Genomic DNA, 14,605 nt, shown 5'->3' with positions numbered 1-14,605 from the left:
CGCCGTCGACCTCCGAGAGTTCCACCGGACGGCCCACTCGTGCGCGCCGCGCCCTTTTTGTCGTGCTTCCGTGAGTGGAGCACACATGCGTGATGAGCCACAGCCGGCCGCCTCAGCGGGCCGGCGGGAAGCAGGCATCGATGGCGAAACGTCAACGCGAGACGGGATTGCTCGGCGAGTTGTCCGCGGAGTTCGCCGGCACCATGATCCTTCTCCTCTTCGGGATCGCGGTGGTGGCCCAGGTGGCCGCCGGCGGCGCGCTGACCGACCCCAAGGGCGGGCTGGGCGGCCACGACAGCATCGCCTGGGCCTGGGGGCTGGGCGTGACGCTGGGCGTCTACCTCGCGGCCCGGCTCAGCGGCGCCCACCTCAACCCCGCGGTCACCCTGGCGCTGGCGGCCTTCAAGGGCTTCTCCTGGAAGAAGGTCGTGCCCTACTGGATCGCACAGGTCCTGGGCGCCTTCGTGGCGGCCCTGCTGGTGCGGTGGAACTACACCGAGATCCTGGCGCACGCCGATCCCGGACACACCATCAAGACGCAGACCGTCTTCTCCACCCTGCCCGGCAACGGCTCGCTCACGGCCGGCGTGCACGAGTGGGGCGCCTTCCGCGACCAGGTCATCGGCACCGCGATCCTGCTGATCCTGATCCTGGCCATCACCGACGTGCTCAACAACCCGCCGCGGGCGAACATGGGCCCGTTCATCATCGGCCTGGTGGTCGTCGCCATCGGCATGGCGTACGGCGCGGACGCGGGCTACGCGATCAACCCGGCGCGTGACCTCGGCCCGCGGCTGGCGAGTTACATCACCGGCTACAAGACGGCCTGGCGCGACCAGTGGGGGAACCTCTACTTCTGGGTGCCGATCGTCGGCCCGCTGGTCGGCGGCCTCATCGGCGGCGTCATCTACAAGCTCTTCGTCGGCTTCTGGCTGCCGAGCGCCGAGGCCCAGCCCGCAGGACGAGCCCCCATCCCCGACGAGGACTGAGGCAGCCGCGACAGACCGGCCGACCGCGTTCTTCGACCCACGAGAGGCAGCAGATCCATGGCGGACTTCGTCGGAGCAGTGGACCAGGGGACCACCAGCACCCGCTTCATGATCTTCGACCACGACGGCAACGAGGTGGCCCGGCACCAGTTGGAGCACACCCAGTACCTGCCGCGACCGGGCTGGGTGGAGCACGACCCCACCGAGATCTGGGAGCGGACCAACGTCGTCATCCAGACGGCGGTGCGCAACGCCGGCATCTCCGCGGCCGACCTGGCCGCCATCGGGATCACCAACCAGCGCGAGACCACAGTGGTGTGGGACCCGCGCAACGGGCGCCCGTACGGCAACGCGATCGTCTGGCAGGACACCCGCACCGACTCCATCGCGAAGGCGCTGGAGCGCGACGGCCACGGCGACCTGATCCGCCGCCGGGCCGGGCTGCCGCCGGCCACGTACTTCTCCGGCGGCAAGATCAAGTGGATCCTGGAGAACGTCGACGGGGTCCGCGAGGCGGCCGAGCAGGGCCACGCGGTCTTCGGCACCACCGACTCGTGGGTGCTGTGGAACCTCACCGGCGGCCCGAAGGGCGGCATCCACGCCACCGACGTCACCAACGCCAGCCGCACCATGCTGATGGACCTGGAGACGCTGGACTGGGACGACGAGCTGCTGGGCATCTTCGGCATCCCCCGCTCCATGCTGCCGAAGATCAACCCGTCCTCGGACGCGAACGCGTACGGCGGCACCCGCACCTCCCGGCCGACCAGCCACGAGGTGCCGATCGCCGGCGTCCTCGGGGACCAGCAGGCGGCCACCGTCGGCCAGGTCTGCTTCGCGCCGGGCGAGGCCAAGAACACCTACGGCACGGGCAACTTCCTGCTGCTGAACACCGGCACCGAGGCGGTGCGCTCCGAGCACGGCCTGATCACCACCGTCGCCTACAAGTTCGGCGACGCCCCGGCCGTCTACGCGCTGGAGGGCTCCATCGCGGTCACCGGCTCGGCGGTGCAGTGGCTGCGCGACCAGCTGCACGTGATCTCCGACGCGTCCGAGAGCGAGCGGTTGGCCAGGACGGTCGAGGGCAGCGACGGCATCTACTTCGTGCCGGCCTTCTCGGGCCTGTTCGCGCCCTACTGGCGCTCCGACGCGCGCGGCGCGATCGTCGGCCTGGCCCGCTACCACAACGACGGGCACCTGGCCCGGGCCACGCTGGAGTCGATGTGCTACCAGAGCCGCGACGTGGTCGAGGCGATGGAGCAGGACTCCGGCGTCCACCTGGACGTGCTCAAGGTGGACGGCGGGGTGACCGCCAACGACCTGTGCATGCAGACCCAGGCGGACATCCTCGGCGTCCCCGTCAGCCGTCCCGTCGTCGCCGAGACCACCGCGCTCGGCGCGGCCTACGCGGCCGGCCTGGCCACCGGCTTCTGGCGGGACACCGACGAACTGCGCGCCCACTGGCACGAGTCGAAGCGCTGGGATCCCCAGTGGAACGACGAGCAGCGGACGAGCGGGTACGCCGGCTGGAAGAAGGCCGTGGACCGCACCCTGGACTGGGTCGAGGTCGACTGACCTGCGGGAGCGGGTTGATGACGGTCCGTCACGTGTGGTGACGAGCCGCGCCCGCCGCTCACGGCTCGCCCTCAGCGCCCCGCCGCACCCCCATTACCTTTTTGGTGGCCCCGCAACGGGGCTCCCGGCCTCCGGGACCGGCATGACTGCTCCCCCCTGTTGAATGCATGGCCTGGGGGGTGGTGTCACCGGTCCCGGAGGCATCGACAGACCGCTGATTAGGGGCATGACCACCGGCTTGTCCGCAGGTCGGGAGGCTCTTCGTAATGTGGATGTGGCGATCGGTGCCGTGGGACGGCCGGGCGGGACCAACCAGAGGACGCACGTGATCGACACCAGCGACATCGGAGCCTTCCTCGGCCTGGACGTCGGCAAGGGCGAACACCACGCCACCGCCGTCACCCCGGCCGGGAAGAAGGCGTTCGACAAGCGGCTGCCCAACAGCGAGCCCAAGCTCCGCGAAGTCTTCGGCAAACTCCAGGCCAAGCACGGGACCGTGCTGGTGGTGGTCGACCAGCCCGCCTCCATCGGCGCCCTGCCGCTCGCAGTAGCCCGGGACATGGGCTGCCCGGTCGCCTACCTGCCCGGCCTGACGATGCGGCGGATCGCCGACCTGTATCCCGGCGAGGCCAAGACCGACGCCCGCGACGCCTTCGTCATCGCCGACGCCGCCCGCGTGATGCCGCACACGCTGCGCTCGGTCGACCTGGAAGACGAGACCATCGCCGAGCTGGAAATGATCGTCGGCTTCGACGACGACCTGGCCGGCGAGGCCACCCGCATCAGCAACCGGCTCCGCGGCCTGCTCACCCAGATCCACCCCCACCTGGAGCGAGTCCTCGGCCCGCGCATCCAGCACCCGGCCGTCCTGACCTTGCTGGGACGGTTCGGGTCTCCGGCCCAGATCCGCAAGGCCGGACGCCGGCAGCTGGTGACCCTGATACGCCCGAAAGCTCCGCGCATGGCCGAACGGCTGGTCGACGACATCCTCACGGCACTGGACGAGCAGACCGTCATCGTCCCCGGCACCGACGCTGCCGCACTGATCGTCCCCAGCCTCGCCGGCTCCCTGACTGCTGTCCTCGACCAACGCAAACTCCTCGCCGCCCGGATCCAGGAACTCCTGGAGGCCCACCCTCTTTCCCAGGTCCTGACGTCCATGCCCGGGATCGGCGTCAGGACCGGAGCCCGCATCCTCATCGACGTCGGCGACGGCAGCACATTCCCCTCCGCAGCCCACCTCGCCGCCTACGCCGGCCTCGCCCCCGCCACCCGCAGCTCCGGCTCCTCCATCCGCGGCGAACAACCCTCCAGACGAGGAAACAAGCAGCTCAAACGAGCCTTCTTCCTCTCCGCGTTCGCCGCCCTCGCCGACCCGGACTCCCGGACCTACTACGACAAGAAGATCGCCCAGGGCAAACACCACACCCAAGCCCTGCTCTGCCTCGCCCGACGCCGGGCCGACGTCCTGTTCGCCATGCTCCGCGACGGAACCTTCTATGAATCCCGGTCCGCCGCCACGACCTGAGCCCTCTTGTCCACCCAGCATCGCCCGTGATCCGCTGTGTTCATGGCCGCCGAAGACTCCGAGCACATGACGACCGTCAATCGCTGGCTCACCGGCGAGACTGTCAACAACACCGTCGGCATCCCCGTCGTCGGTGGCCCCTTCGAAGGCCGCACCAAGATCGTGCACCTCCTCCAGGACGGGACGCCACCCTCGCCCTTGCGGGCGAGCGGCGGACCAGCGGGCCCGAATCGGCATGTCTACGAAGCCGTCCGCTCCACCGATGCCCCGGCCGGCTGGATCTACGCACACACCGGAGCCGAACCGGCAACCGACAGCTGAGGCGCCGTCCCACGCAGGTTGACTAAACCCATAGGGGCACCCCCCGCGGCGGGGCGCCGCGCTGTCCGGCGGGCCGGTCGGTCGGTGGGGCCGGTCGGGGTCGGTCAGGGCCGGTCAGGGCCGGTCAGGGCCGGTCAGGGCCGGTCAGGGCCGGTCAGGGCCGGTCAGTCGGCCTGGTACCAGGCGGTGACGTCGAGGCGGGCGGCGCTGCCCAGGTCGAGGGTGGCGGGCACGGTCTGCGCGGCCCCGTCGACGGTGATCCGCAGCGCGCTGCCGACGACCGGCGCGTCGGTGCCCTCCCCCGTGCCCGTCACGAGGTTCCGCCAGGCCAGCGCGGCGACCACCCGCTCCCCCGGGTGCAGCCGCAGGGTGGTGGGCGCGGGGTCGTCGACCGCGTCGGTGACGGTGATGCCGTGGTGCACGTCCACGTGCACCGGGCGGTGGTCGGTGCCCAGCACCTCCAGCTGCGGGTAGCCGCTGACGACACGGTCGTCTTCGGAGCAGTCCGTGAGGCTGACGGTCAGCACCCGCAGTCCCATGGCGGCGTCCGGCACCTCCCCGGAGACCAGCAGCCCGGAGACGGGGCAGATGCCGCCTCGGGGGGCCGGCGAGGACGCCCGCGGCGTGGCCGGCCTGCCGCCGGGCTCGCCGGACAGGCCCCAGGGCGGCAGGGTCTCGGCGTGGACGAGGAAGGACGGCGGCGTGGGTGTGCCGGCCGGGGCGGGCGGGGACGGCGTGCCGGACGTCCCCGGTGCCGCCGTCGTCTCCGGTACGGCCCCGCCCGCCGCCGTGCGTGCCCGCGGCGCCTCGCCCGATCCCCGGCAGCCCGCCAGCGGCAGCGCGACCGCCGCGGCGAGCAGCACCGGGAGGGCGCGGCGCACGGCCCGGGCCCCAGCTGTTCCCCACCCCATGCCCACGCGGTGATCCTCACACATCCGGGGCACCCCCGCGGCGGCCCCGACGGCCCTGTGACACAACCGGGAAGGAACCCTGACCTCAACGCTCCACGCCGGTGCCACAGTGGCACGCGGGCCGGCCGCAGGGGGCGGCGGCCCGATGGGGAGGCAGCCATGAACGGCTCCGGCAACGTATCGGGCGGCGGCACCGGCAGCGGGCTCGCGCCCGGCGGCAGCGCCCGGCTCGACGGCCCCGAGGCCCGCGTCGAGGTGGCGGACGGCGGCGCGGAGGTGGCGGTGGCGCTGCTCACCGCCGACGGGAGGGTGCGGCCCGGCAGCGGCCTGGTATCCGCCGGCGCGCCCGGCGGGGACGGGGTGGAGGTGCGCCGGAGCACCGTCCGGATCGACTTCGCGGCGGTGCCGGCGGAGGTGCGGACCGTCGCCGTGCTGGTCCGCACCGACCCGGCGCGCACCCCCGACGGGCAGCCGCGGCTCACCGTGTCCTCGGCCGGGGGCACGCTCCCCTACCAGCCGCCGACCGCTCACCCGGCCGGCAGCGCCGTACTGGTCGCGCGGCTCACCCGGCACGGCGGCGGCTGGCGGCGGCTCCTCGGCGCCACCGGCGGCTGGACCGTACGGGCGGAGGACCAGGGGTACCCGGGCGGGATGGCGCAGGCGGCGCAGGCGCTCGGCGCGGGGCAGGTCGAGACGCCGGGAACGGGTACTGGCGCGGGCGGCGGCTCCGGGACGGGAACGGGCACGGGAACGGGCGTAGGCGCGGGAACCGGAACGGGCGTAGGCGCGGGCGGCGGCCCCGGGCCGGGACGGGGCGCGGGCACGGGCGCGGGCACGGGCGCGCCGGCGATCAGCCTGGAGAAGGTGCAGCGGGCCGCGCCGGCCCTGGTCAGCCTGTACAAGCAGGCGGGGGTGTCGCTCCAGAAGAAGGGCCTGGCCGGGCAGCGGGCGGCCGTCTACCTGGTCATGGACCACTCCGGCAGCATGTCCGGCCACTACGGCAGCGGTGCCATGCAGCACCTCGCCGACCAGGTCCTGGGCCTGTCCGCCAACCTGGACGACGACGGTGTCGTGCCCGTCGTCTTCTTCTCCGGCAAGGTCGACCTCTTCTCCGAGATCTCGCTCGACAACCACACCGGACGCGTCCAGCAGCTGCACCGGCACCTCAGCTGGGGCGGCACCTCCTACGCGCCGGCGATGCGGGCGGTGCTGGACCACTACAGGCAGTGCGGGGCGACCGACCCGGCGTTCGTCATCTTCCAGACCGACGGGGTCCCCGCCGACCGGGGCGCCGTCAAGCGGCTGCTCCAGAGCAGCAGCGGCCTCCCCGTCTTCTGGCAGTTCGTCGGCTTCGGCTCCGCGAAGCGGCTGCGGTACCTGAGCTCCCTGGAGGAGCTCAGCGGCCGGACCACACCGAACGCCGGCTTCTTCGCCGCCGGCGACGACCCGCGCCGCCACCCGGACGCGGAGCTGTACGACGCGCTGACCGCCCGCTTCCCCGCCTGGCTCGCCGCGGCCCGCGCGGCCGGCGTCGTGTGAGTTCCGCGCCGCCCGCGCCCTCCCGGGGCAGATGTCAACTCCCGTTCGGACGTTCACTCTGCCGTGGGGGACGGCGACTTCCGCGGACCGCTGTCCGCGCCCGCCCGAAAAGTGCGGCGGTGGGCGGGCGGGGAGTCCGAGGGCTGCCATGTTGTTACCTTGCGCGCTTACTGCGGGCACAGCTTCATCGGCCATACTGCTTGCCGTGGAGCAGCAGCGCATAGGTTCGATCACACCGTCCGTGCCCGCCGCAGGCGTCGATCCGGCGTACGTCCCCGGGCTGACCCCGCCGCCGGCACCGGCCGCCGACCGCCCGCAGCCGGGCTCCGAGGCGGAGCCGGCGGCCGTGGACGCGCCCGGCACCCCGAAGGACGCCCCGGCAGCGCCGGCCGCGCCCGCCGACGAACCCGCCGAGGAGACCGCCGAGGAGCCGGCCGACGCTTCAGCCGACACGGCGGCCGAGGAGGCGGCTCCCAAGGCTGCCGAGGCGGCCTTGGACGCCGAAGGGGACGCCCAGAGCGCGGAGAAGGCCGAGGACGCCGAGGAGGACGGCGGCGAGCCGGACTTCGAGGCGCGCGACCGGCGTGCCTTCGTCACGGCCGACCGCAAGGGCATCCGCTTCGGGCTCGACGGTGAGGAGGCGGACTTCACCTGGGACGAGCTGGGCGCCGTCGAGATCGACACGGCCCGCTTCGGCAAGCGCTTCACGGTGACCGCCTACACCACCGAGCGGCGCTGGTACCAGGTCGAGGTCGACGCGCCCTCCCGCGGCACCCTCAAGGAGTGGGCCACGCGGCTCGACACGCTCCTCGACGCCCACTTCGAGGACGAGGAGCCGGCCGCGGAGGCCGCCACCGAGGACGCGGTGGAGGCCGAGGAGACCGCCGCCGCGGTGGAGGCCGAGGGTTCGGCCGACGCGAAGGACGCCGAGGCCGAGACCGCCGCCGAGGACAAGGCCGACACCGAGACCGACGCCGACACCGAGACCGACGCCGACGCCGACGACAAGGCCGAGGCTGGGGACGAGGCCGAGGAAGCCGAGGCCGAGGAGCCGTCCGACGCCAAGGCCGGAGCCACGGCGAAGGCCGGCCGCGCCAAGCGCTGAACGGCGAACGGGCGGTGCGCTGAGGCCGGCCGGGCCCCTTCGGCCCGGTCGGCCTCAGCGCCGCCCGCTCACCCGCTCACCCGCTCACCCGCTCACCCGCTCCGTGAACGACGAGCGCACCCCGCCTCAGTCCTGCTGCCACCAGCCGTCGAACGGCGTGACCGGCACGGCCCGCTTGTGCCGGGTCGCGAGGTAGACCGACTCCAGCCTCGCGGCCACCTCGGGCGCGACCTCGGCGCCCTCCAGGTAGTCGTCGATCTGGCCGTAGGTCATGCCGAGGGCCACCTCGTCCGGCAGCGCGGGACGGTCGTCCTCAAGGTCGGCCGTCGGCACCTTCTCCCAGACGCTCGCCGGAGCGCCGAGCTCCGCCAGCAGCCGGGCGCCCTGCCGCTTGGTGAGACCGGTCAGCGGGGTGACGTCCGCGCCGCCGTCGCCGTACTTGGTGAAGAAGCCGGTGACCGCCTCGGCCGCGTGGTCGGTGCCCACGACGAGCATGCCCAGCTGCCCGGCTATCGCGTACTGGAGCACCATCCGCTCGCGCGCCTTGACGTTTCCGCGCACGAAGTCCCGCAGCCCGGCCGCGCCGTCGAGCAGCCCGCCCAGGCCGAGCGCCACCTGCGCCGCGACGGCGTCCGCTCCCGGCCTGACGTCCACCGTGACGGAGTGGTCGGGCCGGATGAACGCCAGCGCGGTCTGCGCGTCCGCCTCGTCCGCCTGCACCCCGTAGGGCAGCCGAACCGCGACGAAGGCGGCCTCGTGGCCCTCGGCGCGCAGCTCCTCGCTCGCCAGCTGGCACAGCCTCCCGGCCAGGGTGCTGTCCTGGCCGCCGCTGATCCCGAGCACGAAGCCCTTCGCGGGCGTGGACCGCAGGTACTCCTTGAGGAAGTCCACCCGCCGCCGGATCTCGGCCTTGGGCTCAACAGTTGCACTGACGCCGAGTTCGGTGGCGATCCGCTGCCTGAGGTTGCTCATCGGCGTACGGTACCTTCCGTCCTTCCCCACCCGGCACCCGCACTCACCCGCACCCCCGCCCGGCCCCGCCCGGCCCCGCCCACGCTCCCCCACCGGAGCCGGGCGCGCGGGCGGGCAGGCCGCTTTCCCTTTGACGGAAGGCGAACCGGAACCCTACGCTCTGTCGCCTGACCGCTTTCTTTCTGTGACGACGGGTACGTCCGAACATGTCCTTGGGGGGACTCGCCGTGCGTTGGTACATCGAAGCGCTCAGGAAGTACGCCGTTTTCTCGGGGCGCGCCACCCGTCAGGAGTACTGGATGTACGTCCTGGTGAACGTGTGCGTCTACGGCGTCCTCCTCGTGCTCCTGGGGCTGTCGGGCTCCGAGGTCGCCGCCTCTCTCTTCGCCCTCTACTGGCTGGCCGTCCTCGTCCCCACCCTGGCCGTCCACGTACGGCGGCTGCACGACACCAACCGCTCGGGCTGGTTCCTGCTCCTGAGCTTCGTCCCCCTCGTCGGGGGCATCCTCATGCTGGTGTTCATGTGCGGTGCGAGCTACCAGGGCCCGAACTCCCATGGCCCCGGCCCCGACGGCGTCGGCTTCCCGGCCGGGGCTCCCGCCGCGTGGTGACGCCGGGCTGGTGACGCCGGAGCGGCGGATCAGGCGGCGGCCGGTGTCAGGCGGCGGCCGCGTAGGGGGTGGCGCCGTGGATGGGGATGCCGGCGGCGTAGCGGTGGACCGCGTCGATGATCCCCTGGGCCGGGACGTCCAGCAGCGTCGGGAAGAGGACCAGCGGACTGCCCCACTGCCCGGCCAGTTTTCGGGCGGCACGGTCAGGACGCCGGACGGTGAGAAGGACGATGCGGAAGCAGGGCAGTTCGACGCCCGGCCGCCCGACGAAGACCACGCCCTCCCATGAGGACTTGCGGGTCAGACGTACCTCGGCGATGTCCGCCCACGGCACGGTCCGGCGGCCGACGATGGTCAGGCCCCGCTCGTCGATCCGCAGCAGCGCCCCCTTGGCGCGCCAGCGCCACTGCCGTAGCAGCATGGAGACCCACAGCACGACGATCAGGACGCAGAGGAACAGGGACGCCCACCAGTCCGCCCCGTGTCCGAAGAAGAGCCGCACGGCCGACACCGCTCCGGGGATCGCCACCACCCGGTAGAAGCGCCACTGCCGGCCCATCCCGATCTCCAGCGGCCCCTGCGGCCGCTGTCGCGGGAGGGCGAACCCCTCGTCCCCCATGGCAACCCCCTGACGTCGTGAGGCTAGTCCACCACCGGATGGCCGACCGGGTCACCCCCCGGTGCCGACCGGGCCCTGCGCGGTCAGCCGGCCGTCCGGGGCCCTTCGCTCTCGACGGGGACGCCGTCGCCGAAACACCGCACGGCGTCGACGATCAGACGGGCCGGGATGTCGAGCCCGGCGGGGACGAGGACCAGCGGGGTACCCCAGTCCTTGATCCGGCGTCTGGCCACCACCTCGCGCCGCTGCAGGAACATCAGCGGCTGGAAGAAGGGCAGTCGGACGCCGGGCCGCGCGATGAACACCACACCCTCGGTGGTGGACCGGCTGGTCAGCAGCACCCGGGAGATGTCCGCCCACGGCACGGTCGGTTCGCCGAGGACGGTCACGCCCGCGGCATCGATCCGCACCAACGTCCCCTTGTCCCGCACCTGCCGGTACTCCCGGTACGCGACGAACCAGGCCAGGCCGAACAACGCGCTGACGAAGGCACGCGTCTTCCAGCCGGACCCGTAGTCCGGGAGCAGCCACACGACGTTCGCAACGCAGAGAATCCCCAGGACGTGGGGCGTGCTCCACCGGCTCACCCCGATCTCCAGCCGGCCCCCCGGCCCCTGGAACGGAAAGGTGATCTCTTCGTCCCCCATGACAACCCCCTTGCCCGGAAGGTTAGTTCCCCGAGTACGGCTCCGGAAGCCGACCAGGGGAACCCGTGTGCTCCACCTTCGCCCCGGGAGAAGCCGCAGCTTCGGGCGAGCCGGGCGGCGGGCTCGGCACGAGGGAGGAACGGGCATCGCGGACGGCGGCGTGCCTGGGGGGCGGCCTCCTCACCGTGTTCGGGACGCGGTGGAGCGGGCCGAACAGGCGGCCCCTGGGCGGCGGGTCGGGCGGGTCGCCGCGCCGCCGCCCGGGGGCCGGGTGGCCGTCAGGACCAGCCGTAGAGCTCCTTGAGCCGGTTGACGACGAGGTTGAACCGACCCCGGTCCAGCGCGCAGGCCTCCCGCCGCATGCCCTGCTCGTGCAGGCGCATCACGCGGTCGAGGATGATCCACGAGTCGCGGCCCTCGCGGTCCCAGGGGCCGGCGCCGATCGCCTGGTACTCGCTGGCGTCGTGGTGCTTGCTGGTGAGCTGGACCGCGAGCAGGGTGCCGTGCGGCTCGCGGGCCACGACCAGGACCGGGCGGTCCTTGCCCCGGCCGTCGTGCTCCTCGTAGGGCACCCACGTCCAGACGATCTCGCCGGGATCGGGGTCGCCGTCGTGTGCGGGCGCGTATTCGGTGCGGACTCGGCCGACCTCGCGCGGGTCGGCCTCGGTGGTGGCGTACGGGCCGCTGGCGCCCGGGAACTCGGCATGGCTGTCGGTGAAGGTCGTCACCCGCACGACGGTAGGCCATGATCACCGAGCGCGTCCCGGCGGCGCGGAAACGTTCCGGCGGCTCTTGGCCTCCCGCACCCGGACCCCGGCCGGACGCCGGGCTCCCGGCCGGGGACGCGGAGCCGCGAGCGGAAACGTAGGGTCGGCGGTATGGAGAGCCGTATGGAGAAGCGAGTACTGGGCCGGACCGGCCGCGAGGTGTCCGTCGTCGGCCTCGGCACCTGGCAGCTGGGCGCTGACTGGGGCGAGGTCCGGGAGGAGGACGCCACCGCCGTCCTCGACGCCGCGGTGGAGAGCGGCGTCACGTTCTTCGACACCGCCGACGTCTACGGCGACGGACGCAGCGAGCAGCTCATCGGCCGCTACCTCAAGGCGCGCCCGGACGCGGACGTGTTCGTGGCCACGAAGATGGGCCGCCGCGCCGACCAGTTGCCCGAGAACTACGTACTGGACAACTTCCGCGCCTGGAACGACCGTTCGCGCGCCAACCTCGGCGTGGACACCCTGGACCTGGTCCAGCTGCACTGCCCGCCGACGGCCGTCTACTCCAGCGACGAGGTGTACGACGCGCTCGACACCCTCGTCGCCGAGAAGCGGATCGCCAACTACGCGGTGAGCGTGGAGACCTGTGCGGAGGCGCTGGCCGCCATCGCCCGGCCGAACCTGGCGAGCGTGCAGATCATCCTCAACCCGTTCCGGCTGAAGCCCCTGGAGGAGGTGCTGCCCGCGGCGGCGCGGGCCGGCGTCGGCGTCATCGCACGGGTGCCGCTGGCCTCGGGCCTGCTGAGCGGCAAGTACACCCGCGACACCGTCTTCGCCGAGAACGACCACCGCACGTACAACCGGCACGGTGAGGCGTTCGACCAGGGCGAGACGTTCTCGGGCGTGGACTACGCGACCGGCCTGGAGGCGGCGGCCGAGTTCGCCGCTCTGGCGCCGCAGGGCGCCACGCCCGCGCAGACGGCGCTGCGCTGGATCATCCAGCAGCCCGGCGTGACCTCGGTGATCCCGGGTGCCCGCTCGGTGGAGCAGGCCCGCGCGAACGCGGCGGCGGCCACGCTGCCCCCGCTGGACCAGGAGGTGCTCGACGGCGTCGGCGACCTCTACGACCGCCGCGTCCGGGCGCAGGTGCACCACCACTGGTAAACCGGCCGCAGGCCCGTCGGGCGGCGGCACTCCGGGGGCTTCCGGGGTGCCGCCGCCCGTCGCTTTCCCGCCGGTACAAGCCCAGATCAAGCCGCCACGCCCTACCCCGCCCCAGCTCACCTCGGCCCCGTGCGCGGCGGGACGCGTGCGGGACGCGGGACGCCGTGCGGATGCCGGATGCGGAACGCGGGACGCCGTGCGGATGCCGGATGCGGGACGCCGTGCGGGCCGCCGGTCACATGTGCGGCGAGCGCTGGATCAGCGCCATGAGCGTCACCCGCTGGTCCGGGGTGATCTCGGAGGCGAGGTCGGACTCCCGGACGCGCGCGAGCGAGAGGAACTCGTGCACCTGGAGTGCCGTCAGCGGCGGCACCGCCCTGAGCATGGACGACACGGTGAGCCTGGCCGCGACAGGGTCCCCCGAGGCCGCCCGCCGGAGCACCCGGGCGAACCCGGCGACGCCGTCGGCCGCCACCTCGCTGAGCAGGAGGGCCCGCTGGTGCGCCTCCTCCGACACGTAGGCGTACCGGTCGACCGGAGCGGGAGGCTCGGGCGGCGGGGAGGCGTCGGAAGCGGCAGCCCCGCCCGAGGCGGCGCCCAGGCCGGATGCGGAGTCACGTAGCGTCATGTGCCCACCTCGAACCGGTAGCAACATATGCACCATTTGAGTGCCTACATACCAGAGAGTACGCCCACGGTCGGTGGACGCGGACCGGTAGGCCGCCCTCTTCTTGGTAACGATTCCCAGTTTCTTCTCGACATCACTTGATGTTGACAATCGTTTCCATCTACCGTCGCAAGCATGCGCTTCCCGATACGCCGCTCACCGGCCCGCCCCCTCGCCGCCGCCGTCCTGCTCCTGCTGACCGGCGCCGCGGCGACCGCCTGCTCGACATCCGCAGCCTCCCCGGACAACCCGCCCGCCGCCGACGCGGCGAAGGCCGGCGACCGGGCCCCCATCCGCGTCCTCGCGGCCGAGAACTTCTGGGGCAGCATCGCCGCCCAACTCGGCGGCAGCCACGCCGCGGTGACCAGCGTCATCAGCAATCCGGCCACCGACCCGCACGACTACGAACCCACCGCGGCAGACGCCCGCACCGCCGCCGGAGCCCAGTACGCGATCGTCAACGGCATCGGCTACGACACCTGGGCGGACAAGCTCCTCGCGGCCTCCCCGGCGGACGGGCGCCGGGAGTTGCGGGTCGGCGACCTCGTCGGCGTCAAGCCCGGCGGCAACCCGCACCGCTGGTACTCGCCTGCCGACGTGCACCAGGTGATCGACCGGATCACCGCCGACTACACGGCGATCGACCCGGCCGACGCCGCGTACTTCGCCGCCCGCAGGACCGCGTTCGAGACGACCGCGCTCGGCCCGTACGACCAGGAGATCGCCCACATCAAGGCGGTGTACGCGGGCACGCCGATCGGTGCGTCCGAGTCGATCGTCAGCCCGCTCGCGCAGGGTCTGGGGCTGAGGATGCTCACCCCGGACACCTTCCTCAGCGCGATCAGCGAGGGCACCGACCCCACCGCCCGCGACAAGAGCACCGTGGACCGGCAGATCGCCACCCACGCGATCAGGGTCTACGTCTACAACAGCCAGAACTCCACACCCGACGTGCGTGAGCAGGTCAAGGCGGCGAAGGCGGCCGGTATCCCGGTGGCCACCGTCACCGAGACGCTGGCGCCGGCCGGGGCGAGCTTCCAGCAGTGGCAGACGGCCGAGTTGAAGGGCCTCGCGGCGGCGCTCCACCAGGCGACCGGCAGGTGAGCGGCGAACCGGCCCGCGGCCTCCCCGGCCCCCACGGCCCCGCGGCCCCGCGCACCCGAGCCCCTCGCACCCGAGCCCCTCCGGCCCGGCGCCGCGTCGGAGGGCCGCGAGCCGGTCGTCGAACTGCGGGGCGCGGGCGTGCG

Annotated in this window: 15 protein-coding genes; 9 read left to right on the top strand and 6 right to left on the bottom strand. The window is 72.9% G+C overall.

Annotated features, from left to right (window positions below):
• Positions 1 to 140: 140 nt before the first annotated feature.
• From BS72_RS17165 to BS72_RS17150, 4 genes are all read left to right on the top strand, one after another.
• Positions 141 to 989, top strand: a complete 849-nt coding sequence (locus BS72_RS17165) for an MIP/aquaporin family protein (RefSeq protein WP_037911607.1) — start codon at positions 141 to 143, stop codon at positions 987 to 989.
• A gap of 57 nt (positions 990 to 1,046) precedes the next feature.
• Positions 1,047 to 2,564, top strand: a complete 1,518-nt coding sequence (gene glpK, locus BS72_RS17160; protein WP_037911605.1) for a glycerol kinase GlpK — start codon at positions 1,047 to 1,049, stop codon at positions 2,562 to 2,564.
• Between the two features lie 325 nt (positions 2,565 to 2,889).
• On the top strand, positions 2,890 to 4,092 hold the full coding sequence (locus tag BS72_RS17155) for an IS110 family RNA-guided transposase (RefSeq protein ID WP_198545818.1): 1,203 nt from the start codon (positions 2,890 to 2,892) through the stop codon (positions 4,090 to 4,092).
• 42 nt (positions 4,093 to 4,134) lie between these two features.
• The gene (locus BS72_RS17150) at positions 4,135 to 4,413 is read left to right on the top strand and encodes a hypothetical protein (RefSeq protein WP_157856171.1); all 279 of its coding nucleotides are present in this window, start codon (positions 4,135 to 4,137) and stop codon (positions 4,411 to 4,413) included.
• Between the two features lie 164 nt (positions 4,414 to 4,577).
• On the opposite strand, the gene BS72_RS32445 is transcribed toward BS72_RS17150, so the two are convergent.
• Positions 4,578 to 5,324 (bottom strand): DUF4232 domain-containing protein, encoded by a 747-nt coding sequence (locus BS72_RS32445; RefSeq protein ID WP_232792631.1) that lies wholly within the window; start codon positions 5,322 to 5,324, stop codon positions 4,578 to 4,580.
• A gap of 159 nt (positions 5,325 to 5,483) precedes the next feature.
• Here BS72_RS32445 and BS72_RS39575 point away from each other — a divergent pair, with 159 nt between their 5' ends.
• Both BS72_RS39575 and BS72_RS17135 read left to right on the top strand, forming a co-directional pair.
• Positions 5,484 to 6,863: a VWA domain-containing protein gene (locus tag BS72_RS39575; protein ID WP_078901432.1), complete on the top strand. Its 1,380-nt coding sequence runs from the start codon at positions 5,484 to 5,486 to the stop codon at positions 6,861 to 6,863.
• Between the two features lie 205 nt (positions 6,864 to 7,068).
• The gene (locus BS72_RS17135; RefSeq protein WP_198545911.1) at positions 7,069 to 7,968 is read left to right on the top strand and encodes a hypothetical protein; all 900 of its coding nucleotides are present in this window, start codon (positions 7,069 to 7,071) and stop codon (positions 7,966 to 7,968) included.
• A 126-nt stretch (positions 7,969 to 8,094) separates the two neighbouring features.
• On the opposite strand, the gene nadE is transcribed toward BS72_RS17135, so the two are convergent.
• Positions 8,095 to 8,940 (bottom strand): ammonia-dependent NAD(+) synthetase, encoded by an 846-nt coding sequence (nadE, locus tag BS72_RS17130; RefSeq protein WP_037911603.1) that lies wholly within the window; start codon positions 8,938 to 8,940, stop codon positions 8,095 to 8,097.
• Between the two features lie 227 nt (positions 8,941 to 9,167).
• On the opposite strand from nadE, the gene BS72_RS17125 reads away from it, so the two are divergent.
• Positions 9,168 to 9,551 (top strand): DUF805 domain-containing protein, encoded by a 384-nt coding sequence (locus BS72_RS17125; RefSeq protein ID WP_051951948.1) that lies wholly within the window; start codon positions 9,168 to 9,170, stop codon positions 9,549 to 9,551.
• Positions 9,552 to 9,597: 46 nt separating this feature from the next.
• On the opposite strand, the gene BS72_RS17120 is transcribed toward BS72_RS17125, so the two are convergent.
• The 3 genes from BS72_RS17120 to BS72_RS17110 form a co-directional block, all read right to left on the bottom strand.
• Complete coding sequence (locus BS72_RS17120; protein ID WP_037911601.1) at positions 9,598 to 10,170, bottom strand: PH domain-containing protein; 573 nt, start codon at positions 10,168 to 10,170, stop codon at positions 9,598 to 9,600.
• A gap of 83 nt (positions 10,171 to 10,253) precedes the next feature.
• Positions 10,254 to 10,817, bottom strand: a complete 564-nt coding sequence (locus tag BS72_RS17115) for a hypothetical protein (RefSeq protein ID WP_037911599.1) — start codon at positions 10,815 to 10,817, stop codon at positions 10,254 to 10,256.
• Positions 10,818 to 11,095: 278 nt separating this feature from the next.
• Positions 11,096 to 11,545 carry a type II toxin-antitoxin system PemK/MazF family toxin gene (locus BS72_RS17110; RefSeq protein ID WP_037916333.1) on the bottom strand — a complete coding sequence of 150 codons (450 nt, stop codon included), beginning with the start codon at positions 11,543 to 11,545 and terminating at the stop codon, positions 11,096 to 11,098.
• A 162-nt stretch (positions 11,546 to 11,707) separates the two neighbouring features.
• Between BS72_RS17110 and BS72_RS17105 the strand changes: the two genes are divergently transcribed.
• Positions 11,708 to 12,691: an aldo/keto reductase gene (locus BS72_RS17105; RefSeq protein ID WP_037911597.1), complete on the top strand. Its 984-nt coding sequence runs from the start codon at positions 11,708 to 11,710 to the stop codon at positions 12,689 to 12,691.
• Positions 12,692 to 12,926: 235 nt separating this feature from the next.
• Here BS72_RS17105 and BS72_RS17100 read toward each other — a convergent pair whose 3' ends face one another.
• A complete protein-coding gene (locus BS72_RS17100) occupies positions 12,927 to 13,319 on the bottom strand; it encodes a hypothetical protein (protein WP_037911593.1) in 393 nt (130 codons plus the stop codon).
• Between the two features lie 174 nt (positions 13,320 to 13,493).
• Between BS72_RS17100 and BS72_RS17095 the strand changes: the two genes are divergently transcribed.
• Entirely contained in the window at positions 13,494 to 14,462 is a 969-nt protein-coding gene (locus BS72_RS17095; protein ID WP_037911591.1) for a metal ABC transporter solute-binding protein, Zn/Mn family, read from the top strand.
• The last annotated feature ends 143 nt before the right edge of the window (positions 14,463 to 14,605 follow it).

The sequence above is a fragment of the Actinacidiphila yeochonensis CN732 genome (assembly GCF_000745345.1).
Classification (GTDB): domain Bacteria; phylum Actinomycetota; class Actinomycetes; order Streptomycetales; family Streptomycetaceae; genus Actinacidiphila; species Actinacidiphila yeochonensis.
The sequence above is the reverse complement of the archived record's forward strand: the minus strand, read 5'-3'. Positions and strand labels throughout refer to the sequence as shown.

Bases quoted from the DNA above. Each gene is read 5' to 3' on its own strand.
- BS72_RS32445 (WP_232792631.1), bottom strand. From the start codon at position 5,324: ATGGGGTGGGGAACAGCTGGGGCCCGGGCCGTGCGCCGCGCCCTCCCG.
- BS72_RS17120 (WP_037911601.1), bottom strand. From the start codon at position 10,170: ATGGGGGACGAGGGGTTCGCCCTCCCGCGACAGCGGCCGCAGGGGCCG.
- BS72_RS17095 (WP_037911591.1), top strand. From the start codon at position 13,494: ATGCGCTTCCCGATACGCCGCTCACCGGCCCGCCCCCTCGCCGCCGCC.
- glpK (WP_037911605.1), top strand. From the start codon at position 1,047: ATGGCGGACTTCGTCGGAGCAGTGGACCAGGGGACCACCAGCACCCGC.
- BS72_RS39575 (WP_078901432.1), top strand. From the start codon at position 5,484: ATGAACGGCTCCGGCAACGTATCGGGCGGCGGCACCGGCAGCGGGCTC.
- BS72_RS17100 (WP_037911593.1), bottom strand. From the start codon at position 13,319: ATGACGCTACGTGACTCCGCATCCGGCCTGGGCGCCGCCTCGGGCGGG.
- BS72_RS17150 (WP_157856171.1), top strand. From the start codon at position 4,135: ATGGCCGCCGAAGACTCCGAGCACATGACGACCGTCAATCGCTGGCTC.
- nadE (WP_037911603.1), bottom strand. From the start codon at position 8,940: ATGAGCAACCTCAGGCAGCGGATCGCCACCGAACTCGGCGTCAGTGCA.
- BS72_RS17105 (WP_037911597.1), top strand. From the start codon at position 11,708: ATGGAGAAGCGAGTACTGGGCCGGACCGGCCGCGAGGTGTCCGTCGTC.
- BS72_RS17165 (WP_037911607.1), top strand. From the start codon at position 141: ATGGCGAAACGTCAACGCGAGACGGGATTGCTCGGCGAGTTGTCCGCG.
- BS72_RS17115 (WP_037911599.1), bottom strand. From the start codon at position 10,817: ATGGGGGACGAAGAGATCACCTTTCCGTTCCAGGGGCCGGGGGGCCGG.